Raw genomic sequence first — 22,669 nt, forward strand, 5'->3', positions numbered from 1 at the left:
GTTGGAGGGTTCGCTGATGTTCACCACCCGTCCCACCCTGCAGGGCACCTTCGGCATGGTGTCGTCCACGCACTGGCTCGCGTCGCAGTGCGCGATGGCGGTGCTGGAGGACGGCGGCAACGCCTTCGACGCGGCGGTCGCTGCGGGGTTCGTGTTGCATGTCGTCGAGCCGCACCTGAACGGACCGGCGGGTGAGGTGCCGATCATCCTGGCTCCGGCCGGGGGCAGTGCGACCGTGCTGTGCGGCCAGGGGCCGGCTCCGGCCGGGGCGACCGTCCCGCACTACACCTCGCTCGGCCTGGACCTGGTCCCCGGCACCGGACCGCTCGCGGCGGCGGTGCCGGGCGCCTTCGACGCGTGGATGCTGCTCCTGCGCGACCACGGCACCCGCACGGTGCGGGACGTGCTGCGCTACGCGGTCCACTACGCCGAGTCCGGTCATCCGGCGGTGGAGCGGATCGGGGCCACCGTGGAAAGCGTCCGTGAGCGCTTCGAGCAGGAGTGGACCAGCTCCGCCGAGCTCTATCTGCCGGGCGGCCGGGCCCCGCAGGCGGGCGAGCTGCTGCGCAACCCCGCCCTCGCCGCGACCTGGCGGCGCGTCATCGCCGAGGCGGAGGCGGTGGGAACGGACCGCGAGACGCAGATCGAGGCGGCCCGCCGGACGTGGCGCGAGGGCTTCGTTGCCGAGGCGCTGGTCGAGGCGTCGGACCGGCCCACGATGGACACCTCCGGCGAACGCCACGCCGGCCTGCTCAGCGGTGACGACCTGGCGGGATACCGGGCCGGGTACGAGGCTCCGGTCACCCTGGACTGGAACGGCTGGACGCTGTGCAAGGCGGGGCCGTGGAGCCAGGGGCCCGCGCTGCTCCAGCAACTCGCCCTGCTGCCCGATGACTTCGGCACGGGTGAGACGGCGTACGGCTCCGCGGGCTACGTGCACACCCTGGTCGAGGGCACCAAGCTGGCCATGGCCGACCGCGAGGCCTGGTACGGCGACGCGGCCGACGTGCCGCTCGACGCCCTGCTCTCGCCCGCGTACAGCGCCGAACGCCGCAATCTGGTGGGCGACCGGGCGAGCCTGGACCTGCGCCCCGGCTCCCCGAACGGACAGTCGCCGCGCCTGCCCGCGCACGTCCACCACCTGGTCGAGCAACTGGCCAAGTCCGGTGCGGGGGACGGTTTCGACGCGCTGGGCACGCTGCCGTCGGGCGCGGGGGAGCCGACCGTCGCACGGGACGGGCTGACCCGGGGCGACACCTGCCACCTCGACGTCGTCGACCACTGGGGGAACCTGGTCTCCGCCACGCCCAGCGGCGGCTGGCTCCAGTCCAACCCCGTGGTCCCGGAGCTGGGCTTCCCGCTCGGCACCCGACTGCAGATGGCGTGGCTCGAACCGGGCCTGCCCAACTCGCTCACTCCAGGCCGCCGTCCGCGTACGACGCTCACACCGTCACTGGCGCTCCGCGACGGCGAGCCGGTCATGGCCTTCGGCACACCCGGAGGCGACCAACAGGACCAGTGGAGCCTGCACTTCTTCCTGGCCGCTGCGCTGCGCCCGCCGGTCCGTGGCCAGTTGGACCTCCAGGGCGCCATCGACGCCCCCAACTGGCACACCGACGCCTTCCCGAGCTCGTTCTTCCCGCGTGGGATCCGACCGGGCAGCCTGGTGATCGAGGATCGGATCGACGGCGAGGTGGCCGCGGAGCTGCGTGCCCGGGGTCACCAGGTGACCCTGGCCGACCCGTGGTCGGAGGGCCGCGTCTGCGCCGTGGCCCGCGACCCGCGCACGGGGGTGCTGTCGGCCGCGGCCAACCCGCGTGGCATGCAGGGCTACGCGGTCGGCCGCTGAGGCGTCCGCTGCCCGCAGGTCGAAGTGACGCCGCGTCATCACCCCGCCATCACCCCGCGATCACCGCGTCAGCGCTCCGCCGCTTCTGGCGACCACCTCGTCGACGGTCTCGGCGGCGCGCAGCACGGTGAACCGCACTTCGCCGTCGCGGGTGCACTCGAAGCCGTGGACCGGCGGCATCGGCAGGCTGTTGTAGTGGAACGGCGAGGAGAACGCGTACGCGCCGGTGTCCGGCACGACGACCAGGTCGCCCGCCGACAGGCGCGGCAGCAGCCGCTCCTGCGCCAGCAGGTCCCCCGCGAAGCAGCAGGGTCCGCCGACGTCCTGGACCTGCTGCTCGGCGCGGCTGGGCCTGCCGTCGCGGTCGTAGGCGAGGACCCGGAGCGGCCACAGCTCCGGGGCGAAGGCGGTGCGGGCCGCCACCTGGGCGCCGGCGTGGGTGAGCGCGATGCGTCGTCCGCCGGAGGTCTTGGTGTACTCCACGCGCGTGGCCACGAAGCCGTTCCGTGCCATCAGCGCGCGCCCGTACTCGGTGACGATCCGGAAGGATCCGTCGAACAGCTCCGGCACCTCCCCCCGGAGCACGGCGACGTGGTCGGCGAAGGTCGGGGAGTCGGTGTCACCGCTGAAGTCGACGTGCAGTCCGCCGCCGATGTCGATGCCGACGACCTGGTCGGGCCGTTCCTGGTTGACCTCCTGCGCGAAGTCGACGGCCGTGGACACCCCCGCCGCGTTGAGCTCCAGTGGCACCCCCTGCGATCCCACGTGGACGTGGACCCAGCGCAGCCAGGGCCGGTCCCGGTAGGCGTCCAGCAGGCGCTCGCGGTTGCCCGGATCGGTCAGCGCGATCCCGAACTTGGTGGTGCGGCCCGCCGTGGACATCGCCTCGATGCTGCCGAGGCCGACCTGCGGGTTGAGCCGGATGCCGATACGTGACGCGGGCGGGGCGGTGCCGATCAGCCGGTCGACCCGTTCGAGTTCCTCGAAGTTGTCGATGTTGACGGCGATGCCGTCGGCGAGAGCGGTGGACAGCTCGCCGAGCGTCTTGACGGGGGAGTCGAGGACCAAGCGCTCCGGGGGGAACCCGGCGGCGCGGGCCTGCGCGAGTTCCCCGGCACTGCTCACCTCGCAGCCCAGACCGTGACTGCGCAGCAGGGCAAGCACCGGCACCAGGGGGTTGGCCTTGGCGGCGAACGCGTGCAGGACGTCGAGTTCGGGTGGCCAGGCCGCGCGCAGCGCGTGGGCACTCTCGCCGATCCCGGCCACATCCACGAAGGCGGCGACCGGGCTGTCCGACTCGTCGAGGAGTCCTCGGACCACGGCGGCACGGACGGCCGCGTCCCGCCGGGCTCGCCGTGCGGCGGCCGTTGCGGCTGCGGTGGCCGTGCTGGGAGTCGGAAGCATCGCTACCTCGCTCGCGGGGGTGCCGGGCGGTCGGACGGGGCTCAGCCTGCTCCGTCGAGCCGGAGTCGGCGGGAGCATCGAAAACCTCGGTGCTCAGTCACCACTTCGTTCCCAGCTCACGGCGGGACAGGCTGCAGCAGTCAACATAACGGCTCACCCCGGCGACGCTGCCCAGTGGCCTGCACGACACATCACGAGCAGTGACGGGGCGTCAGTCTTCGTGCGCGCATCATCCGACCCGGGGCCTGCCCGACGGTTCCCACCCCTCCCATCCCAGAGAACGTAAGGTGCTGGTCATGACCGACACCGGTGCCGCGACGCCCGTTCCGTCCGAGGACGAGGCGGCAGCGCTCGCCGACGACGCGGTGGCCTGCTGCTCCCGCCTGATCCGTTTCGACACCAGCAACTTCGGCGGCGGCGAGAGCCGAGGCGAACGTCCCTGCGCGGAATGGGTCGCCGAGCGGCTGACCGACGCCGGGCTCACGCCCGTCGTGCTGGAGTCCGCCCCCGGCCGGGCCAGCACCGTGGTGCGCATCGCGGGCGCCGACCCCGCCGCCCCGGCGCTGCTGGTCCACGGACACCTGGACGTGGTGCCCGCCGAGCCGTCCGACTGGTCGAGCCATCCGTTCGCCGGAGACGTCCGCGACGGAGCGGTCTGGGGACGCGGCGCGCTCGACATGAAGGACATGGACGCCATGATGCTGGCGTTCGTCCGCCACTTGGAGCGCACCGGCGCCAGGCCACCCCGTGACCTGGTCCTCGCCTTCGTCGCCGACGAGGAGGACGCGGGCGAGTACGGCGCCCGCTTCCTCGTCGAGCAGCACCCCGACCTGTTCGAGGGCGTCAACGCCGCGATCAGCGAGTCCGGCGGCCACACCGTCCATCTGCCGGGCGGCGGCAGGCTCTACCCGATCGCTGCCGGTGAGCGGGGCAGCGCCTGGATGACCGCTACCGCACGCGGCACCGCCGGGCACGGATCCCGGCACAACGACGACAACGCCGTGGTCAAGCTGGCCGCGGCGATCGGCCGGTTCGACGGGTACGCGTGGCCGGTCCGGGTGGTGCCGGTCGTCGCGGCGCTGCTGGACGGACTCTCCCGGCACCTCGGCGTCACCATCGACCCCGCCGATCTCAGCCCGCTGGGCGCCGCGGCGGATCTGGTGTCGGGAACCCTGGCCAACTCGGTCAACCCGACCATGCTGCGGGCCGGTTACAAGCACAACGTGATCCCCGGCGAGGCGAGTGCCGCTCTGGACGGACGTATCCTGCCCGGCACCGAGGCGGAGTTCTTCGCCACCGTGGACGCCCTGCTCGGCCCGGACGGCACCCGCACGGGCGACTTCCGGGCCCCCGTCAGCGCCGACCACACCGCGCCGGACTTCGCGGCGATGGCAGCGGCCCTGCGCGCCCACGACCCGGAGGCCCTGGTCCTCCCGTACTGCATGACCGGCGGCACCGACGCCAAGGCCTTCGCCGCCCTCGGCATCCCCGGCTTCGGTTTCGTGCCGGGCCGCACCCCCGCGGATTTCGACGCGTGGCAGTACGTCCACGGCGTCGACGAGCACGTGCTCACCGACAGCCTCGCCTTCGGCGCCCGGGTGCTGACGAGCTATCTGATGACGGACCCCCGCGTCTTCGCCTGAACGCCTGGACACCTCCCGGCGGCCGACGGCTACCGTGCTGCTTGCACCTGCGCCACACCGACGCCCTCACGGAGACGGAGTCCGTATGCCCCTGCTGCGTCCACCCGCCCTTCGCCCCGGCGACACCGTCGCCGTCCTCTGCGGCAGTTCGCCCGTCGGCGACCAGGAGCGCCTGGAGTCCGGCCTGCGCGCCCTGACCTCCGTCGGGCTGAAGCCGGAGGTCCTCGCCTCGGCCCGGGCCGTCGGCAGCACGTACGACTACCTCGCCGGGGACGACGCGTTGCGCGCCGCGGACCTCACCCGTGCCCTGACCGATCCCCGTTACGCGGGCGTGCTGACCGCCTGCGGCGGCTACGGCATGCAGCGCACCCTGGAGCTGATCGACTGGAGCCGGATCGACGCCGCCGCGCCCAGGGTCGTGGTCGGCTACTCCGACGTCACCGCACTGTTGGAGGCGCTCGCCGCGAAGCTGGGCTGGGTCTCGCTGTTCGGTCCGATGGTGGCGAGCAGCGGCTTCTGGGAGGGCCCGGAGGAGTACGACTTCCGGGCCCTGACGAAGCTGCTGCTCACCCCCGAGCGCGTCACGCAGCTGAGTTTCCCCGGATCCTGGGCGCTGGTACCCGGCGTCGCCGAAGGCGTGACGGTGGGCGGCACCGCGACGTTGCTGACGGCGAGCCTGGGCACCGACACCTCCTACCCGGCGCGCGGCGGGATCCTGCTCCTGGAGGACGTCGACGAGCGCCTGTTCCGGCTGGACCGCGCCTTCACGCAGCTCCGGCGGGCCAAGGACTACATCGACGGCGTGGCGGGAATCGTTCTCGGCACCTTCACCGAGTGCGGCGACCCGGCGCAGGTCGACCGGCTGCTGGACGACCGCTTCGGCGACCTGGGCGTCCCGGTGCTCGCCGGGGTGAACATCGGCCACAACACCGCGATGCAGACCTGGCCGATCGGCGTCCGCGCCCGCCTGGACGCGGACAACGGCACGTTGACCTTCCTGGGTCAGGTGCTGGCGGAGCGTCAGGACTGACGGACCGGCCAGTGATCCGCCCGCCACCGAACGCGGCAGCGTGGCAGACTCCGAGTCTTCGATCGGCGAGCGGCGACTGGCGAGCGGGAGTGGGGCATCATGCGCGTGCTGGTCTCGGCGGACATGGAAGGCGCCACCGGAGTCACCTGGCCGGACGACTGTGAACCGGGAAACCCCGCCTGGCAACGCTGCCGGGCGCTCTTCACCTCGGACGTGAACGCCGCGATCGCGGGCTTCTTCGCAGGCGGCGCCACGTCCGTCCTGGTCAACGAGGCCCATGCGACGATGCGCAACCTGCTGCTGGAGCAGCTCGACCCGCGCGCCGAGATGCTGACGGGCCGTCACAAGGACCTGACCATGGTCGAGGGCGTCCAGCACCCGGACGTCTCGGGCCTGGCGTTCGTCGGCTACCACGCCGGAGCCGGGGCCGAGGGCGTCCTCGCGCACACATACCTGGCCAACTCGATCACTCAGGTCGCCGTCGACGGGGTCCCGGCCAGTGAGGGATACCTGAACTCCCTGGTGGCTGCTGAGTTCGGCGTGCCCGTCGTCCTCGTCACCGGCGACGACCGTGCCTGCGCGGACGCCGCGTCCTACGCGCCCGACGCCGTGACGGCCGCGGTGAAGGACTGCGTCAGCCGGTACGCCGCGGTCTGCCGTCCGCCTGCGGTGACCTTCGAACAGATCCGCGCGGCGGCCGAGCAGGCCGCGCGGCTCTGTACGCGGGCCGAGCCGGTCAGCGGGCGCGGCTTCGAGGTCGAGGTCGAGTTCGACGCCAGCCACCTCGCGGCGGCGACCGCCGGCGTGCCGACGGTCCGGCGGACCGACGTCCGCCGGGTCGCGTTCACCACGGACACCGCGTACGCGATGATCCGCACGTTCAGAACCGTGGTGACGGTCGCTGCCGCCGCGATCGAGAACGCCTACGGCTGACCGCGAATCAGCCCAGCCCGAGGGTGGCCGCGATCTGGTCGCCCATCGCCGCCTCGCCGATCGCGTTCGGGTGGACCGGAACGTAGTTGGTGCCGAAGAGCAGCGGCTCGATCCACCGGGTGCCGACGGGTGCGCACGCGTCGTGGCCGTCGGAAACGGCGGACATGTCGACGTAGGTGACGCCGTTGTCCGCCGCGGCGTGCTGCGCGGCGGCGTTGAGGTGGGCCTCGATGTCGCGGAGGTAGGGGATGTCGCCGGACGCCAGCGGCATCTTGGCGTAGCAGCCGGGGACGGCCTGGGCCGGGACGATCCACGGGTAGCCGACGATGGCGACCCGCGCGTTGGGTGCCTTGGCCTTGACGGCGGCCAGCGCCGAGTCGACCGCGGCGTAGGTGGTGGTGTCGATGGTGTTGTCGAAGCTCGACCCGTACAGGCTCTGGCAGGGGTGCCCGATGCCTAGGGTGGCGATGCCCGCGGAACCGCAGGCGAGGATCGCGTCGATGAAGGTGTTGCTGTCGTTGCCGCCGATGGTCATCGTGACCAGACCGGTGTCGGCGTTCAACGCGTCCAACTGCGGGGCGACGCCAGGGTACTGAGAGCCGGCGAAGTCCTTGGTCTCCGCCCCGCCGCAGGTGACGTCGGTCAGGTTCAGGCCGAATCTCGCGGCCAGGTCGTGGGGGTAGTTCAGCGTCGAGCGCGCGCACTCCAGCGGCGCGCTCAGATCGAGCGGCAGCACCCCGGATCCGGCGCTGTAACTGTCGCCCAGGGCGACATAGTTGACGGAGGAGTCCGCCTGCGCCCGCGCGGGGAGCGCGAGGCACAGGCCGGCCAGGACGGAGACGGCGGCGGTGGCCGCGGCAAGACGCCGCGAGCGGGCACTGTGAACACGAGCCAGACGGAGCGACATGCGGGGATCTCCTTGGACCGGGTGGGGCCGTGACAGGGAGAAAAGCAGACGACGACACGTCAGCAGGCAGATGTCGTCGGCGTTTCCGCTAAGTTACCCGCGGGAAACGTAGCTCCGTCACCTGGAGAGAGCAAGACCTGTGCCGCGATTGCACGCTCGGCGTTCGGGACGATGCCGCTCCGGCTGGATCCCCGGCTCCGCCCGGATCCGGCTCTGGCCCCGACCCAGCGCCGGGCAAGGCCCCCGGGGGCGCGGTTCGCCGGTGGATGCCGCGGACCGTCCGTCTGACTCGGTCAGCCGCGCCCTGGTCGCGATGGTGCTGCCGCACTTCGCCCGCGGTGTCGGTCCGACCTGACGGTGGATCGCCAGCAGGGGCACACGAGCGCCGGACGAACATCGGCGCTCGTACCACCCGCTGATCACTGACATTTGACGATTGACGACAAGAACAGGGAGGCGCTGTGTCGCGTTCCGAACCACTGCCCCGCACCGTCCGCTTGCTGTTACTCGCCCGGGTCGTCAACCAACTCGGGGCCTTCTCACTGCCCTTTCTCACCGCGCTGATCAGCACCAACCACGGCGCGAGCCTGACCACCGCCGGGCTGGTCAGCGCCTCCTTCGGGCTCGCGACGATCCCCTCACGGCTGGCCGGGGGACACTTGGCCGACCGAATCGGCCGGCGCACGACCATCGTCCTCGGGCTCTGCGGATGCGCCGCCGCACAGCTGGCGATCGCGGCCTCCGCGTCGCTCACCTGGGCGGTCGCCGGGGCGGTGCTGCTCGGGCTGGCGTTCGAGCTCTACGAGCCCCCGAGCCAGGCGATCATCGGCGAGTCCGTGCCGGAGCAGCACCGGGTGCGCGCGTTCAGCCTGTTCAGCGCCGCGCTCGCGGCGGGCGGCATGGGTTCCGGGCTGCTCGCCGCCCTCCTCGGCCGCTGGGACCTGCGCTGGCTCTTCGTCACCGACGCCGTCACGTGCCTGGCCTGCGCGCTGCTGATCCACCTGGCCCTGCCCCGCGACCGCCCGGCACCGCTCGCAGCGGACCAGGACGACATCGCCGTACGACCGCTGCGCGACCGAGCCCTGCTGGGCGTCTTGGCCACTGGCACCGCCTACGCCCTGATCAACCAACAGACCGTGATCACCCTGCCGCTCGTACTCGCGCGGCAGGGCCTGCCCGCCGCCGAGGCCGGCCTGTTGTTCACCGCCGCCGCGGCCACCACCGTGCTCGCCCAGCCGCTGATCCGCCTGCCCTGGGTGACCCGGCTCACCACCCCTGTCGCACTCGCCCTCGCCCATCTCCTCCTGGCTGCAGGGCTGACCGGCTACGCCCTCACCCGCACCCTGCCGGCGCTGCTCGCCTCGGCCGCCGTGAAGAGCCTCGGCGATCTGCTGGTCATGGGCCGCATCTACGCGCTCGTCACGGACCTCGCACCTCTCGGCGCAAGCGGCCGCTACCTGGCCGTCTTCGGTACCAGCTGGGGAATTGCCGCGACGCTCGCCCCCCTCCTCGGCACCCAACTACTCGCCCACGCTGGGACGATCGCACTGTGGTCGGCAATGGCCGTGTTCTGCCTTCTGCTTGCCGCACTGCATCTTCGTGTGACACCGGAGTCGCCCCGGTCACCGCAACGTCGCGTATCAAGGGAGCGCAGGTCGACCAGGCCAGTGGCTGCACCGCGCCTGCGACGCTGACCAACAGCGCTGTTCAGTTCCACCGAGACTCCCGTTCGACCGACACCCCTCAAGATCGGAACGACAAGAGCGACTCAAGTCCCCTGGGCTACTCCGCGAGTCCGGCTCGGAGGAGCGGCCGTGCGCGGACTCGGAGAGCCTGTGGGGCAACCTCAGTCGAAGTGGACGAGGGTAGGCCAGAGTTGGGCCCAGGTGCCGCGCGGCTGGCGGCAGACGTAGATCGCGGCGTGGTGGTCCGTCTCCTCGTCGTGCACGCCGTGCATCTGGATCGGGGCGACTTCGGTGACCTCGGCCCACGATCGGTGCAACTGGGCGGGGCCGAACTCGCCCACGCACAGCGCGACGTCCGGGCGCCCGGGTGGCGGACCCCAGAGCGCGTAGGTGTTCTGCGCGCTGAACACCGGCTGCCGGAGGCCCTGCGCGGGGCCGAGGATCGTCAGTGCGCCCGCCTCGCCGTAGTTGCTGGTGAAGATCGGGGTCCCGGGTGGCAGCGTGGCGGCAGCCTTCCGCACCTGCTCGACGAACCCCGGCCACCCGTACGTCTCGATCACCGTGGGGTTCAGTGCCCGCACGGCGTCGGCCGCGCTCACCGGCAGCACCGGTAGCCCCATCAGCAGCGCGGCCAGTGCGGACACCCCGATCCGCCTCGCCCAGCTGTGCCGCCCCGTGGCCCGATCCCGGACCCACCCCGTCGACTCCACCCGCACCGCCCCCGCCGCGAACAGCGCGGCCAGTACCGGGGCCGGGTAGTACGCCTTCCCTCCACTCGCGGTGAACACCACTACCGCCACCACCGCGACCGCCAGCACCCACCGGTGCGCGCGGCCGGCCGGGGACGCCAGCCAGCGGACACCGAGCACCCACAGCGTGATCAGCGGCGGACCGGCCAGCAGCACCCCGATCACCGGGAGATGCTCCAGTGAGCCGAGCGGGCCGCCCTGTCCGGCGGCAAGCACCCGGGCCATCCGCAGGTTCGGCCAGCCGTGCGCGGCGTCCCAGACCACGTTCGGCGCGGCCAGTGCGAGCGTCATGACCCCGGCGAGCCACGGTCCGGCGGTGCGCAGCGCCTCGCGGCGCAGCAGCGCCAGACCGACCACGATGCCGAGCAGCAACACGGCCAGCGTGTCCTTGTTCTCCAGGCCGACACCTGCGGTGACTCCGGCGGCCAGCCATGACCCCGTGGTGCGCAGCCGCAGGGCTCGGGCGACCAGGACCAGCAGGGCCACCCACACCAGCTGGTCCACCACGGTCGTGCCGAACAGCAGCGACGCGGCCACGAACGCCGGACAGGCCGCGATCGCAGCCGCGGTGATGGTCTGGGCGCGGCGCCTGCCGCCGAACTCGGCCGCCAGCATGGGTGCGAGCAGCACGCATCCGACCTGCGCGGCCACCGCCAGGACCCGCAGCGGCAGCACGCCGCCGGGCAGTGCGGCGGCGAGCCGGGCGAGCAGCGGGGCCAGCGGCGGCTGGTCGGCGTAGCCCCAGGCTGGGTGGCGGCCGCAGATCACGTAGTAGAACTCGTCACGGTGCCAGCCGTACCGGGTGGCGACCGCCAGGTGCACCACCGCCACGGCGGTGGCGATCAGCACCACCGGGCGCCACGCCATTCGCTCGCGGCCGGGTGCCAAGGGGGCGGCGGGTAAGACGGATTCACCGATGTCCGTCATGGCTTTCCTCCGTGGTTGGGAAGGCGGCGACCAGAAGGTGGTGCACGGTGCGGCGGCAGTCGTCGTCGGTCAGCGTCTGTGAGTCCGGGTCGCCGTGGCGGTGCATGGCGAACCAGGCGACGGTCTCGACGATGAATCGGGCGGCGACCGGCACATCGGGTACTGGGCGCAGCAGGCCGGCCTCAATCCGGGCGGCCAGGTACGTGCCGACGTGTTCGACCATCGCGCGCCGCCGCTGCACGAAGTACCACTGGGCCAGCTCGGGCAGGTGCTCGGCGCAGCTCTCGACCAGTTGCAGCGCGATCCGGTTCTGCTCGACGAACGCGTACAGCTCATCGACCACGGAGCCCAACTCCGCGGCGGCCGACAGCCCGGACGGCCCGGCCGAAGCCCTGGCCAACAGCGGCAGTGCGGCCTGGTCGCCCGCCCAGGACTCGACCAGCTCGATGACCTCCTCGGCGGTCGGGGTCGAGACGGGCACGTCCAGCCCGGCCACCGCGTTCGGCCGCAGCACCCGCAGCAGTGCCAGGTGGAGCAGGGCCTGCTTGCTCTTCACGTAGGTGTAGAGCGCGCCGTGGCTGAGCCCGAGCGCGGCCGCGACATCGGAGATGCCCGCAGGCCGGAAACCCCGTGCCAGGAACACTCGCACCGCCGCGTCGGCGATCTCCTCCAACGGCCGTATCGGCATCCGTCCTCGCATGGACCGACCATAGACTGACTCAGTCAGTCATTCAATGCGCACGGGAACACCCTGGGGCCCGCTGTCACCCGTTGGGCGGCCGGTTGATCCAGGTCGGGCTCCCCGGCGGCCTACGATGAAACGAGGAGTCACAGGAGTCGACGCCATGCACTTCCCGTTGCACAGACACCCGGTCGTGCGGATCACCGACGCCCGCCCGAGCGTGACCGACGACATCCGCCATCGGCAGCGTCGGTATGCCCTGACCATGGGAATCCGTACGCTCTGCGTCATCCTCGCCGTCGTCCTGTGGCAGGAGAGCCGGATCGCCGCGATCATCGCCCTCGTCTGCGGCGGCGTGCTGCCCTACATCGCGGTGGTGTACGCCAACGCCGGACGCGAGACGACGGTCGACCCGCCCGAGGCCTACATTCCGCCGCAGGCGGGGCCGCCGCCCCAGCCGGGGTCCGAGCCGAAGCCGAAGCCGGAGCAGGCCGGGCCGGACCCGGACGATCCCTCCGACGCGCCGGGTGACGGGTTCTAGGGCCGTTCTATGCCGTTCTAGGCCGCCTTGTCGGCGTAGTGGACCGCGCCCTGCCAGTCGACGAGGACGACCGGCTCGTCACCGATCACCCAGGCGTCGTGCCCGGACGGCAGCATGGTCACGTCTCCCGCCTTCGCGTCGAACTCGGTCCCGTCGGCCATGTGGATGCGCAGGGTCCCGGAGAGGTGGTACTGGAAGTGCGGCGCCTCGCACCATTCGGTGCCCGCCAACGGTTTGACGTCCCGGGACCAGCGCCAACCGGGCTCGAGGGAGAAGCGGCCGACCACGCCGCCGCCCGCGTGGAGGAGCTCCGCGCGCCCGTTCGGGAAGGTGCGGATCTCGTCGGGGACCGTGAAGTCGAGGTGCTCGGTCGCCATGGCCGTCGTCGCTTCGCGGGACTCCGCCCCGCCGAGGCTCTCCTCGTCCCAGGCCTGCACGCTGGTCTGCGCGGTGATGCGCCCGTCCCGCAGGTCGAGCATGGACGTGCACGTGACCCGGGTGCCGTCCGGGTAGCGGCACTGCTCCAGGTACGCCGCATGGCTGCCGTCGGCGGAGACGACGACCTGTTCGAGGCGGTGCTCCATGTCCCGGCCGCACACGTCGTCGAGGAACTCGCCGATCGCGGTGGTCCCGGTCATCTCGTGGGGGTGGCTCGGCTGGTCGCGCTGGTCGACGACGGTCATGTGCGCGTTCTCCGCGTACAGGCCGCGCAGGGCGGAGACGTCACGCCCCTCGATGCCCCGGCGTAGGGCGTCGGTGTCGAACATCGGTGTGCTCTCCATCGTGCTCATCGGTTGCCCACCTTTTGTGATTGTTCGTCCGTGTATGTCGTTGTGGCCCTTCCACTGCATACCACCCTGGGGCGACCGTCAAGGCTTGGTCCCGCCACGCCCGGCCGCGACCTGCGGTTTCGCCTTGACAGGTGGGGTGGGCGAGCGTACAGAGAAGAGATGCACCCGGGTGGGCGGAACCGGCCGCACCGCACGGCCGGAACGGGGCGCCCGCCGACCGGCACGGGTGACCGCGTGCCGGACGCCGACCATCGCTGCGACGATCTTCAGGTCGACGCGCTGGAGCGCACGCTCACCGCCACCGGCGCCTACGGCGCCATGATCTATCTGCGCTCCCACGACCGGCGCTCCCTGCTGCTCAGCACGGCCGCCGGGGTCCCGGTGGCCGCACTGGAGCCGTTTCGGCGGGTCTCGGTGCAGGGGTCCCTGCCTGCACCGGTGGCCTACCGGTCCAGGCGGAGGGTGCACCTGGCCGGAGCCGAGGACACCATGCGGCGGTTCCCACAACTGCTGGCGGGCCTGCCCTATGCGTTCGCGTCCGCGTACGCGCCGGTGACCTGTGGGGAGGAGACCTACGGTGTGCTGTGCGCGCTGTGGCCCGCCATGCCGGAGGGAGTACCCGCGGCGGTCCTGCGGAAGCTGCGTCAGAGCGCGCAGCGGCTCGGCGCGGATCTCGGGAAGCTGGTCGCGCAGGGCGGGACGGTGGAGGGCCGGGCCACCGTCCTGGAACTCCCGTGGCCGCCCGGTCCCGTCGTCCGCTTGGGCCTCTTCGATCTGGATCTGGAGACCCGGTCGATCACGCTCGACGACGAGCTCCGCGCGATCCTCGGTCTCGACCCGTCGGCCGGTCCCCGGACAGCTGCCGGGCGTTCTGTCGCAGGGCTGAGGCCAGGGCGGGAGGCTCGGGAACTCGTCGACGCGATCGACCCGGGCGACCTGCCCAAGATGCGGACCGCGTTGCGCCATGCCGAGCGCACCGGCCGCTTCCGGCCGCTGCGCCTGCGGATCAGGGACGAGACCAAGCGGACACGCCCGGTCCAGGTCTGGGCCGAGGTCCGTGACGCCGGCGGTTCCGCAGGGCGGCATCTGACGGGTGCGGTGCTGGACATCGGGACCGCCGCGGCGGCCGCGCAGGCGGTGGAGCGGCTGCGCAGGGGCGTCTTCTCCCTCGACCCGGACGGGCGGGTCGACTACGTGAATCTGGGAGCCGAGCTCCTCTTCGGGGTCCGTCGTGAGGAGCTCCTCGGCGAACGGCTGTGGGAGGCGCTTCCGTGGCTGGCCGATCCCGCCCATGAGGACCGCCACCGGGCTGCGGCGATCTCCCGGCTGCCGACGGGCTTCCTCGCTCGTCGCCCGCCGGACCGGTGGTTGGCCTTCAGCCTGTACCCGGACGCGCACGGCATGACCGGGACAGTCGTGCCGGGAACCCACCCCGCCGGGGACGATCTCCGCGACTCCGGGAGCACTGCCGCCGCCGGGGCGGGCGGGGAGGAGGCCCGACCGGGACCGGGCGCGGGCGCGACGGCCATCTACCACCTGCTCCGGCTGGCCAGCGCTCTCGCGGAGGCGGTGTCGGTGCGCGAGGTCTGCGAGGTCGTGGCCGAGCAGATCCTGCCCGCGTTCGGCGGGCAGGAGCTCGCGATCTACGTGGCGGAGGAGGGCCGACTGCACCTCGCGCTGCAGGTCGGCTACCCCAAGGGCTTCCTGGACCCGTTCGAGGGCACGCCGATGCGGGCCCGGCTGCCCGGCGCGGAGACGCTGACGAGCGGCGCTCCGATCTTCTTCGCCTCCGTCGACGAACTGTCCAGCGCCTATCCCGGCATTCCCCTGGACGAGATGTGCGCCTGGGCCTTCCTCCCGCTGATCGCCTCGGGGCGTCCGGTCGGCAGCTGCATCCTGGGGTTCGACGAGCCGCATCCGTTCACGTCGGAGGAGCGCGGGGTACTGACCGCCCTGGGCGGTCTGATCGCCCAGGCCCTGGAGCGGGCCCGGTTGTACGACGCCGAGTACGCGCTGGCCCGGGGACTGCAGCGGGCACTGCTCCCGCATGCGCTGCCCCAGCTGGAGGGCGTCGCCGTCGCCGCCAGGTATCTGCCCGGCACCCGTGGCATGGAGATCGGCGGGGACTGGTACGACGTGATCGTCACCCCGGGTGGGGTCTGCCTGGTGGTCGGCGACGTCGAGGGGCACAGCGTGGCGTCGGCCGGGCTGATGGGGCAACTGAGAAGCGCGGTCCGGGCGTTCGTGGCAAGCGGCCACTCGCCGGGCGAGGTGCTGGAGCATCTCAACCGACTGCTGATGGACCTCGGCTCGGGGTTGCTGGCAAGTTGCTGCCTGATCGAGCTGGCCCCCGCCTCGGGGAAGGCCTCCGGCGTGCGCGCGGGCCACCTGCCGCCGCTGCTGCGGCACCCGGACGGCAGCACGCACGTCCTCGAACTGGGCGGCGGAGTGCTGCTCGGCGTCGACCCCTGCGCCGCCTACCCCGCCGAGGAGCTGACCCTGCCCCCCGGGTCGGTACTCGCGTTGTACACCGACGGGTTGGTCGAGCGACCGGGAGTGCCGATCGACCAGGGCATCGACCGGCTGCGCACCTCGCTCGAACGCGCGGACGCCGCCTCCCTGGAGGAGGTCGCGGACCAACTCCTCGCGGACACGCTGCCCCCGTCCCACCGAGCGGACGACGTGGCCCTGCTGCTCGCCGCGCTCCACGGGTGAACGCCTGCTTTTCAGGTGCGGCGCGCCCGGTGCCTCAGGCGGTCAGGGTGGATGCCGGAGATGCCGTCGGGCGGGAGGGGTCCGACCAGCGGGCGGGGTCGGCGAGGATGCGGCGGACGGTGGTGAGTGCCGCGCCGAGGAGCGGGCCGCGCCGGCCGAGGTCGGAGGCCTGCAGTGCGTCAGGGGTCCAGGGTCGTACCCGGACGCGGGCGGTGAGTTCGGCGCCGATCGCGGGGAGCAGCCACTGCGCCAACTCCGCGTAGGCACCGCCGAGGACCAGGGCCGAGGGGTCGACCAGTTGCACGGCCGAGGTGAGCGCGATGCCGAGCGCGCTCCCTGCATCGGCCAGCGCGGTCAGCGTGGTCGGGTCACCCGCTGCGGCCCGTTCGGCGAGGGGCGCGACCGGGTCGCGGTGACCTCCGCGCAGCCCGGCGGCGCGCAGGACGGCACGCGCGCCCGCGTACTGCTCCAGGCAGCCGCGCGCGCCGCAGGCGCAGCGGGGACCGTCGGCGTGGACCGGGACATGCCCGAGCTCGCCCGCGAAGCCGCCCGCTCCGCGGAAGAGGCGTCCGTCGAGGACCAGCGCCGCGCCGATGCCGGTCTCGGCGGAGACGTGGAGCAGAGTCCCGGTGCGGCCTGCGGCCCACAGTTCGGCCAGTGCGCCGAGGTTGGCTTCGTTCTCCAACTCGGGTGCGGGCAAGGTCAGTTCGGCGGGCCAGTGGGCGGCGGGGGAGACCTGGTGCCAGCCGAGGTTGGGGGCGTGTTCAACGGTTCCCGGCGTGTGGCCGAGGATGCCGGGGACGGCCAGGACCGCTCCGGCGGGGTGCAGGCCGGCGGCTTCGGCCTCGGCGGTGGTCCGGGCGGCCAGCGCCGCCAGCTCGGCCAGGACCTGCTCGGGTGGGCGCTTCCGGTTGGCGGCCGGTATCCGGTGCCAGATCCGGGTCGCACCGCGCAGGTCGACCACGCAGGCACCGAGGTGGGCGGGGCCGACCTCCAGCCCGAGGCCGGCGGGTCCCCGGTCGTTGAGCGTGAGCGCCCGGCCGGGGCGGCCGACCCGGCCGGTCGGTGCGCTGTCCTGTTCGACCAGCAGCTCGGTGGCGGCCAGGTCGTCGACCAGGCTGGAGACGGCCGTGCGGGTCAGGCCGGTGCGGGTCGCGACCGCGGCGCGGGAGAGGGGGCCGTGCTCGGCCACGGTGGACAACACCAGCGTGAGGTTCTGGCGTCGCATCCCCTGCTGGGACGCCGGGCCTACGGGCCCGCTCGGCGGCGCGTCGCGCACGGTCACTTCCTCCCTGTCCCTGTCCGGATCCCTGTCCCGGTCCTGGTTCGGCCTGGTCACCGCGGTTGTTGCAGGGCCCGGGCTCGGTGCAGCGTATCGGTGATGCGGTCCAGGGCAACGTCGTCCCTGGGCAGCGGGTCGAGGAGCGGGCCGTCGGCGGTGTGCCAGCGGCGGGCGACCGCGTCGGCGCTCTCGCCGGTCAGCAGTGCGGCGGCCTGCGCGGCGGCGCCGAGGGCCACCAGCTCCTTGGTGCGCGGTACTTGGACCGGGCGCCCGGACAGCCGCCGGACCGTGTTCTGCCATGCACGGCCCTGCGCGCCCCCGCCGATCAGCAGCAGCGGCCGGTCGCTGGAGTCGCGCTCGCCGCCCGCGCGCAGCACCTCGCCGAGTGCGGTGAGCAGCGCGTGCGCGGCACCGTCGTAGGCGGCCTGGAGCAGCTGACCGGGTGTGGTGTCGTGCCGCAGGCCGTGGAGGAGGCCGCTGGCCAGCGGCAGGTTGGGGGTGCGCTCGCCGTCGAGGTAGGGGAGGACGACGGCGGTCCCGCCCGGTTCGACGTCGTCGCGGTCGCGGCCGAGCAGCGCGGCGATCCGGTCCACGGCGAGCGTGCAGTTGAGGGTGCAGGCCAGTGGCAGCCAGCAGCCGAGCGCGTCCGCGAATCCGCAGACGGTGCCGCTCGGGTCCTGCGGCCGACCGGCCGTGGCCGCGTAGACGGTGCCGGAGGTGCCGAGGCTCAGCACGGGCCGGGCCGGTTGCCCGGCTGTGGCGGACAGACCGAGACCGAGTGCGGCGGCCATGTTGTCGCCGGTACCGGTGGCCACCGGCGTCCCGGGGCGCAGCGGTCCGCCCGCGCGGGTCAGGCCTGCTCGCGCGCCGGGAGAGAGGACGGCGGGCAGCTTCGCCGGGTCCAGGCCGATCAGGTCGAGGATCGCGCTGTCGTAAGAGCCGGAGGAGCCCGAGGTGTCGCTGTCGTCGGGGGTCCACCAGCCGGTACCTGACGCGTCGCCTCGGTCGGTGACCGCCTCGCCCGTCAGGCGCTCGGTGAGGTAGTCGTGCGGCAGTCGGACCGCTGCGGTCCGCTCGGCGGCACGGGGTTCGGTCGCGCGCAGCCAGGCCCACTTGGCTGCGGTGAACGCGGCGGTCGGCACACTGCCGGTGTGCTTCGCCCAGGCGTGCGCGCCGAGCGCGTCGGCCAGTGCCTCGGCCTGTGGTGCGGACCGGACGTCGTTCCACAGCATCGCGGGCCGCACCGGCGCGCCCGACGCGTCGAGGGTGACCAGCCCGTGCTGCTGGGCGGCGACCGACACGGCCTGCGCCCGATCGGCCAGGCCGGTGGCGGCGACGGCCTCGGTGAGCGCCCGCCACCACTGCTCCGGGTCGCTCTCGCGGCCGTCCCCGCCGCGCCCGCCGCTGACCTGGTGCGTGGCGCGCCCCTCGCCGACCACGGCGCCCGTGTCGACGTCGACGGCCAATGCCTTGGTCGCCTGGGTCGAGCTGTCCACACCGATGACCACCCGTGTGGTCGCCGCCCTGCTGTGGCTCATCGCGCACGCCTCCCTGCTCTGCCTGATTTCGCGCTCCTGCGCCGTCGGGCTTCCCTCGGCGGCTCTCGCATACTAATTTGTCCAGTGCCATTACGAATAGATCCGGAGACCGCCGATGACCCGTGACAGCCTCGCCCCCGCACCCGAGCACAAGTTCACCTTCGGTCTGTGGACCGTCGGTTGGCAGGGCCGTGATCCCTTCGGCGACGCGACCCGCCCCGCCCTCGACCCGGTCGAGTCGGTGCAGCGCCTGGCCGCGCTCGGCGCGTACGGGGTCACCTTCCACGACGACGACCTGATCCCCTTCGGGGCGGCCGAGGCCGAGCGCGAGGCGACGGTCAAGCGGTTCCGGGCAGCCCTCGACGCCGCCGGGATGCGGGTGCCGATGGCGACGACCAACCTGTTCACCCACCCGGTCTTCAAGGACGGCGCGTTCACCGCCAACGACCGTGACGTGCGCCGCTACGCGCTGCGCAAGACGATCCGCAACATCGACCTCGCGGTCGAGCTCGGCGCCGAGGTCTACGTCGCCTGGGGTGGACGCGAGGGCGCGGAGTCGGGCGCGGCCAAGGACGTCCGGGTCGCGCTGGACCGGCTCAAGGAGGCCTTCGACCTGCTCGGCGAGTACGTCGAGTCGCAGGGCTACGACCTGCGTTTCGCGATCGAGCCGAAGCCCAACGAGCCGCGCGGCGACATCCTGCTCCCGACGGTCGGTCACGCGCTGGCGTTCATCAACGAGTTGGAGCGCCCCGAGCGGGTGGGCCTCAACCCCGAGGTCGGGCACGAGCAGATGGCCGGGCTGAACTTTCCGCATGGCATTGCACAGGCGCTGTGGCACGGCAAGCTGTTCCACATCGACCTCAACGGCCAGTCCGGGATCAAGTTCGACCAGGACCTGCGCTTCGGCGCGGGCGACCTGCGGCAGGCGTTCTGGCTGGTCGACCTGCTGGAGTCGGCCGGGTACCAGGGACCGCGCCACTTCGACTTCAAGCCGTCGCGCACGGAGGACTTCGCAGGAGTGTGGGCGTCGGCCGCGGCCTGCATGCGCACCTACCTGCTGCTGGCCGAGCGCGCCCGCGCCTTCCGCGCCGACCCCGAGGTCGTCGCGGCGCTGGCCGAGTCACGGCTGCCCGAACTCGCCCTTCCCACGGCCGGGGACGGCCTCTCCGGCCTGCTCGCCGACCGGCTCGCCTTCGAGGACTTCGACGTCGAGTCCGCCGCACGCCGGGGCATGGCCTTCGAGGCGCTCGACCAGCTCGCCCTGGAGCACCTCCTCGGCGCGCGGTGAACCTCCCTCGGCGCGCTATTTCTTGACCTCGGTGAGGGAGCGGAGCGCGAGGGCACGTTGGCTCAGCGCGGTGAAGTCCGGCGGGGTGTCCGTCCGGCTCGACTGGCCAGTGAACAGCACCATCGCGACGGTGCTGTTGTCGGCCCAGGCGCAGACCGGCATCCAGACGCCGTTCGCATGGCCCACGGCGCACTGGAGGACGCCTCCGAGGGAGCCGCTCGGCTCGGTCGTCTTGTCGCTCACCGTGCCGATCCCGCTCCAGACGGCCGCCTCCTCGGTGTCCGGCGCGTACACCTTGCCGTAGCCGCCGACCAGGGCGACCTGCGGGAGCTTGTCGCCGACGTGGGTGACGTAGGCGGCGGCGACGGGCGTGGCTCCCGCCTGTTGGAGCGGGCCGCCCGCGGTGCTGAGCGCCGTCAGCATCCCGTTGGTCGGGTCCGAGGTCAGGCCCTGGAAGCTGCTCGGCGGGGCGAGTCGGTAGGTGCCCAGCTTCGCCAGCATCGGGCCGAAGTACGCGTAGGCGCCGCCCGCCGCAGCGACCAGCAGCACGAGAACGCCGAGGCAGCAGCCGAAGCGGCGGCGTCGCCGGGGCTCGGGCGCGGGTCCGGGAGCGTCGACCGGCGTCTCGGAGCGCAGTGGCGGCAGGGCACTTGACGCCTGGTACTCCTCGTCGAGGCGCCCGAGCTCGGCGTAGGGATCCGGCGCCGGACGCTGCCGCGGGGGCCGTTGTGGCTGTGTCTGCGGCTGCGGGGGCTGTGGGGGCTGCGCGTACGGGTCCGGGTACGGGTAGGGCGCGGGGTGCTGGTAGGCGTCCGCGGGGACGTCGCCGTACCCGGACCCGTAGCCGTATTCGTACCCGTATGCGTCGGCAGCGGGCTGCGCCGGAGCCTCCCACGGCTGCCCGTAGGGGGCCTGCGGTTGTCCGTACGGCTGCTGCGGATGCTGCGGTTGCCCGTAAGGATCCTCGGACTGCCCGAACGGAGGCGGGTAGGTCGACATGGGTGCCCATGAGAGCGCCGTGTTCGCCCACGTGTCAACGGTTGTCAGAGCCCTGCCAGCGCCCGGTTCTTACAGTGCCGGGCCCTGGGCCGGACGCTTTGGAGTGCCATATTCCGATTGGGGTGAATTGGCGTGCCTTCGAAGGCGCAGGATTCTTACCGGGGCGGTGCGGGTCAGTAGCCTGCGCAGTCGCCAGTAGTGCTGCTGCGTCCGCTGGACGAGGGTCAGGGCGGTGATGCGGTCGCACGACGTCAGCCGGTACTTGAGCCGTAGGGGCGGACTGAGCGTGGCCAGGTGCTCGGGGTCGACCTCCTGGAGCAGTCGGCTGACGTGCTGTTGGTAGGCCGCGCGGTAGGCGCGGTCGCCGCGGCAGACCCAGGCGAAGAACATGGGGAGCTCCTCGCGGAGCGTGTTGTCGTCGTAGAGGCGCAGCTGGGCCGCGCGGTCGGCGGGATCCACGTGGTCGCGGGCAAGCAGCCAGGCGCGGACCAGCTCGACGGAGCGGACGCGGTCGATCAGGCCCTGGGGGTCGGTGCGCTTCTGGGTGATCGACAGCTGGCCTTCCTGGCGGATCCGCCAGTGGTAGACGGGCTCGTGGAGGACGTCGACGCCGGCGGCCAGGAAGTGGAGCGGGATGCTGACGGGCGCGTCCTCGTAGAGCATGCCTTCCGGGTAGAGCAGGCCGGCGTCCTCGAAGAAGCGGCGGCGGTAGACCTTGTTCCACGCGGTACGGTCCCTGACCAGCGTGGGCAGGCGGGTGACGTGCGTGGCGGGCAGGTCCCGGCGGAACGGTTCCTGGTGGACCCGGGAGGGCACGTAGCCGTCGGCGGTCAGCCGCAGCACGTTGCCGGTGGCGAAGTCCGACCCGGTCCGGTCGAGCGACGCGACCATCCGGCGGTAGGCGTCGGGCGGCAGGGTGTCGTCGCTGTCCATGAAGGCGAGGTACTCGGCCCGGTCGCTGACGTTGCGCCATCCGGTGTTCCTGGCTGCGCCCAGCCCCCGGTTCTCCTGGCGCACCAGCCGGAAGCGGGGGTCCGCCTCCGCGTACGCCTGCGCGATCGCGGCGGACCGGTCGGTGGACCCGTCGTCGACCATGACGCACTCGAAGGCGTCCAGGGACTGGCCGGCGATCGAGTCCAGGCATTCCTGGAGGTAGTCCTCGACGTTGTAGATCGGGACGACGACGGAAAGTCGTGGCGTCATCGCTGGAGCCATGAGGGTCTCCTGCCTCGCACATTGTGTTCGTGAGGTCACGCTAAGCGGTGGGCAGGCCTCCCGCGAACGGGCGTGCGCGGCGTGCGACGCGCCGACGGCCCTGCTGAGCTGGCGGGGCATCGGTGGGGTCGACGGAGGAGGACACGATGGCGCGAGACGGCTGGGCAGCGTCCCGGGAGCCGGGGTCGGACGACGACCTCCGGGCGTTCGCGGAGCCGGACGACCTGTCGGACGCGCCTTTGGTGCGCGGCGACCGCACCGACGGCGACGACCGCACCGACGGCGACGACCGTGGCGACGAGTTCGAGCTGCCGGACGAGCTTCCTGTCGAGGACCGGCGGTAGACGGTCGTTCGTTGCCGTCGTTCGTTCAGAACCTGAACGCTCCAGGGATTCTCACGGCATCGCCGGTCCTAAGTCTTGACGTGTCCGCGACGGTGAACCAGACTCTCGACGAGTGGACCTGAGGTCTACACCAATCCTCCGCGCGTG

18 protein-coding genes are annotated in these 22,669 nt (G+C 72.5%); 9 read left to right on the forward strand and 9 right to left on the reverse strand.

All coding sequences use genetic code 11. The features are described from left to right. Positions 1-16: 16 nt before the first annotated feature. Positions 17-1,849 carry a gamma-glutamyltransferase family protein gene (locus ABH940_RS12685; protein WP_370105280.1) on the forward strand — a complete coding sequence of 611 codons (1,833 nt, stop codon included), beginning with the start codon at positions 17-19 and terminating at the stop codon, positions 1,847-1,849. Between the two features lie 60 nt (positions 1,850-1,909). On the opposite strand, the gene ABH940_RS12690 is transcribed toward ABH940_RS12685, so the two are convergent. Further along, entirely contained in the window at positions 1,910-3,253 is a 1,344-nt protein-coding gene (locus ABH940_RS12690; RefSeq protein WP_370105281.1) for a diaminopimelate decarboxylase, read from the reverse strand. 296 nt (positions 3,254-3,549) lie between these two features. Here ABH940_RS12690 and ABH940_RS12695 point away from each other — a divergent pair, with 296 nt between their 5' ends. From ABH940_RS12695 to ABH940_RS12705, 3 genes are all read left to right on the forward strand, one after another. Further along, the gene (locus ABH940_RS12695; RefSeq protein WP_370105282.1) at positions 3,550-4,896 is read left to right on the forward strand and encodes a M20/M25/M40 family metallo-hydrolase; all 1,347 of its coding nucleotides are present in this window, start codon (positions 3,550-3,552) and stop codon (positions 4,894-4,896) included. A gap of 85 nt (positions 4,897-4,981) precedes the next feature. Continuing rightward, positions 4,982-5,926 (forward strand): LD-carboxypeptidase, encoded by a 945-nt coding sequence (locus ABH940_RS12700; RefSeq protein WP_370105283.1) that lies wholly within the window; start codon positions 4,982-4,984, stop codon positions 5,924-5,926. A gap of 99 nt (positions 5,927-6,025) precedes the next feature. After that, positions 6,026-6,859 (forward strand): M55 family metallopeptidase, encoded by an 834-nt coding sequence (locus tag ABH940_RS12705; RefSeq protein ID WP_370062710.1) that lies wholly within the window; start codon positions 6,026-6,028, stop codon positions 6,857-6,859. Between the two features lie 7 nt (positions 6,860-6,866). Here the strand turns inward: ABH940_RS12705 and ABH940_RS12710 are convergent, their stop codons facing one another. Next, a complete protein-coding gene (locus ABH940_RS12710; protein WP_370062712.1) occupies positions 6,867-7,766 on the reverse strand; it encodes an SGNH/GDSL hydrolase family protein in 900 nt (299 codons plus the stop codon). A gap of 461 nt (positions 7,767-8,227) precedes the next feature. Here ABH940_RS12710 and ABH940_RS12715 point away from each other — a divergent pair, with 461 nt between their 5' ends. Continuing rightward, complete coding sequence (locus ABH940_RS12715; RefSeq protein WP_370105284.1) at positions 8,228-9,460, forward strand: MFS transporter; 1,233 nt, start codon at positions 8,228-8,230, stop codon at positions 9,458-9,460. Between the two features lie 152 nt (positions 9,461-9,612). On the opposite strand, the gene ABH940_RS12720 is transcribed toward ABH940_RS12715, so the two are convergent. Then, a complete protein-coding gene (locus tag ABH940_RS12720) occupies positions 9,613-11,067 on the reverse strand; it encodes a glycosyltransferase family 39 protein (protein ID WP_370062716.1) in 1,455 nt (484 codons plus the stop codon). Positions 11,068-11,110: 43 nt separating this feature from the next. Continuing rightward, positions 11,111-11,827 carry a TetR/AcrR family transcriptional regulator gene (locus ABH940_RS12725; RefSeq protein WP_370062718.1) on the reverse strand — a complete coding sequence of 239 codons (717 nt, stop codon included), beginning with the start codon at positions 11,825-11,827 and terminating at the stop codon, positions 11,111-11,113. Between the two features lie 145 nt (positions 11,828-11,972). Between ABH940_RS12725 and ABH940_RS12730 the strand changes: the two genes are divergently transcribed. Continuing rightward, entirely contained in the window at positions 11,973-12,350 is a 378-nt protein-coding gene (locus ABH940_RS12730; protein ID WP_370105285.1) for a DUF3099 domain-containing protein, read from the forward strand. Between the two features lie 17 nt (positions 12,351-12,367). On the opposite strand, the gene ABH940_RS12735 is transcribed toward ABH940_RS12730, so the two are convergent. Further along, positions 12,368-13,141: a nuclear transport factor 2 family protein gene (locus tag ABH940_RS12735; RefSeq protein ID WP_370062722.1), complete on the reverse strand. Its 774-nt coding sequence runs from the start codon at positions 13,139-13,141 to the stop codon at positions 12,368-12,370. A gap of 234 nt (positions 13,142-13,375) precedes the next feature. Here ABH940_RS12735 and ABH940_RS12740 point away from each other — a divergent pair, with 234 nt between their 5' ends. Continuing rightward, the gene (locus ABH940_RS12740; protein WP_370062724.1) at positions 13,376-15,856 is read left to right on the forward strand and encodes a SpoIIE family protein phosphatase; all 2,481 of its coding nucleotides are present in this window, start codon (positions 13,376-13,378) and stop codon (positions 15,854-15,856) included. A gap of 34 nt (positions 15,857-15,890) precedes the next feature. Here ABH940_RS12740 and ABH940_RS12745 read toward each other — a convergent pair whose 3' ends face one another. Together ABH940_RS12745 and xylB are read right to left on the reverse strand one after the other, a co-directional pair. After that, a complete protein-coding gene (locus ABH940_RS12745; protein ID WP_370062993.1) occupies positions 15,891-17,084 on the reverse strand; it encodes an ROK family protein in 1,194 nt (397 codons plus the stop codon). A 107-nt stretch (positions 17,085-17,191) separates the two neighbouring features. Beyond that, complete coding sequence (xylB, locus tag ABH940_RS12750) at positions 17,192-18,676, reverse strand: xylulokinase (RefSeq protein ID WP_370105286.1); 1,485 nt, start codon at positions 18,674-18,676, stop codon at positions 17,192-17,194. A 115-nt stretch (positions 18,677-18,791) separates the two neighbouring features. On the opposite strand from xylB, the gene xylA reads away from it, so the two are divergent. Beyond that, positions 18,792-19,964, forward strand: a complete 1,173-nt coding sequence (xylA, locus tag ABH940_RS12755) for a xylose isomerase (RefSeq protein WP_370105287.1) — start codon at positions 18,792-18,794, stop codon at positions 19,962-19,964. 15 nt (positions 19,965-19,979) lie between these two features. On the opposite strand, the gene ABH940_RS12760 is transcribed toward xylA, so the two are convergent. Together ABH940_RS12760 and ABH940_RS12765 are read right to left on the reverse strand one after the other, a co-directional pair. Next, a complete protein-coding gene (locus tag ABH940_RS12760; protein ID WP_370105288.1) occupies positions 19,980-20,963 on the reverse strand; it encodes a hypothetical protein in 984 nt (327 codons plus the stop codon). Positions 20,964-21,032: 69 nt separating this feature from the next. Continuing rightward, the gene (locus tag ABH940_RS12765; protein WP_370062732.1) at positions 21,033-22,178 is read right to left on the reverse strand and encodes a glycosyltransferase family 2 protein; all 1,146 of its coding nucleotides are present in this window, start codon (positions 22,176-22,178) and stop codon (positions 21,033-21,035) included. 146 nt (positions 22,179-22,324) lie between these two features. Between ABH940_RS12765 and ABH940_RS12770 the strand changes: the two genes are divergently transcribed. Next, positions 22,325-22,522 carry a hypothetical protein gene (locus ABH940_RS12770; protein ID WP_370105289.1) on the forward strand — a complete coding sequence of 66 codons (198 nt, stop codon included), beginning with the start codon at positions 22,325-22,327 and terminating at the stop codon, positions 22,520-22,522. Positions 22,523-22,669: the final 147 nt, after the last annotated feature.

Source organism: Streptacidiphilus sp. BW17 (genome assembly GCF_041262485.1).
In the GTDB taxonomy this organism is placed as follows: Bacteria; Actinomycetota; Actinomycetes; order Streptomycetales; family Streptomycetaceae; genus Streptacidiphilus.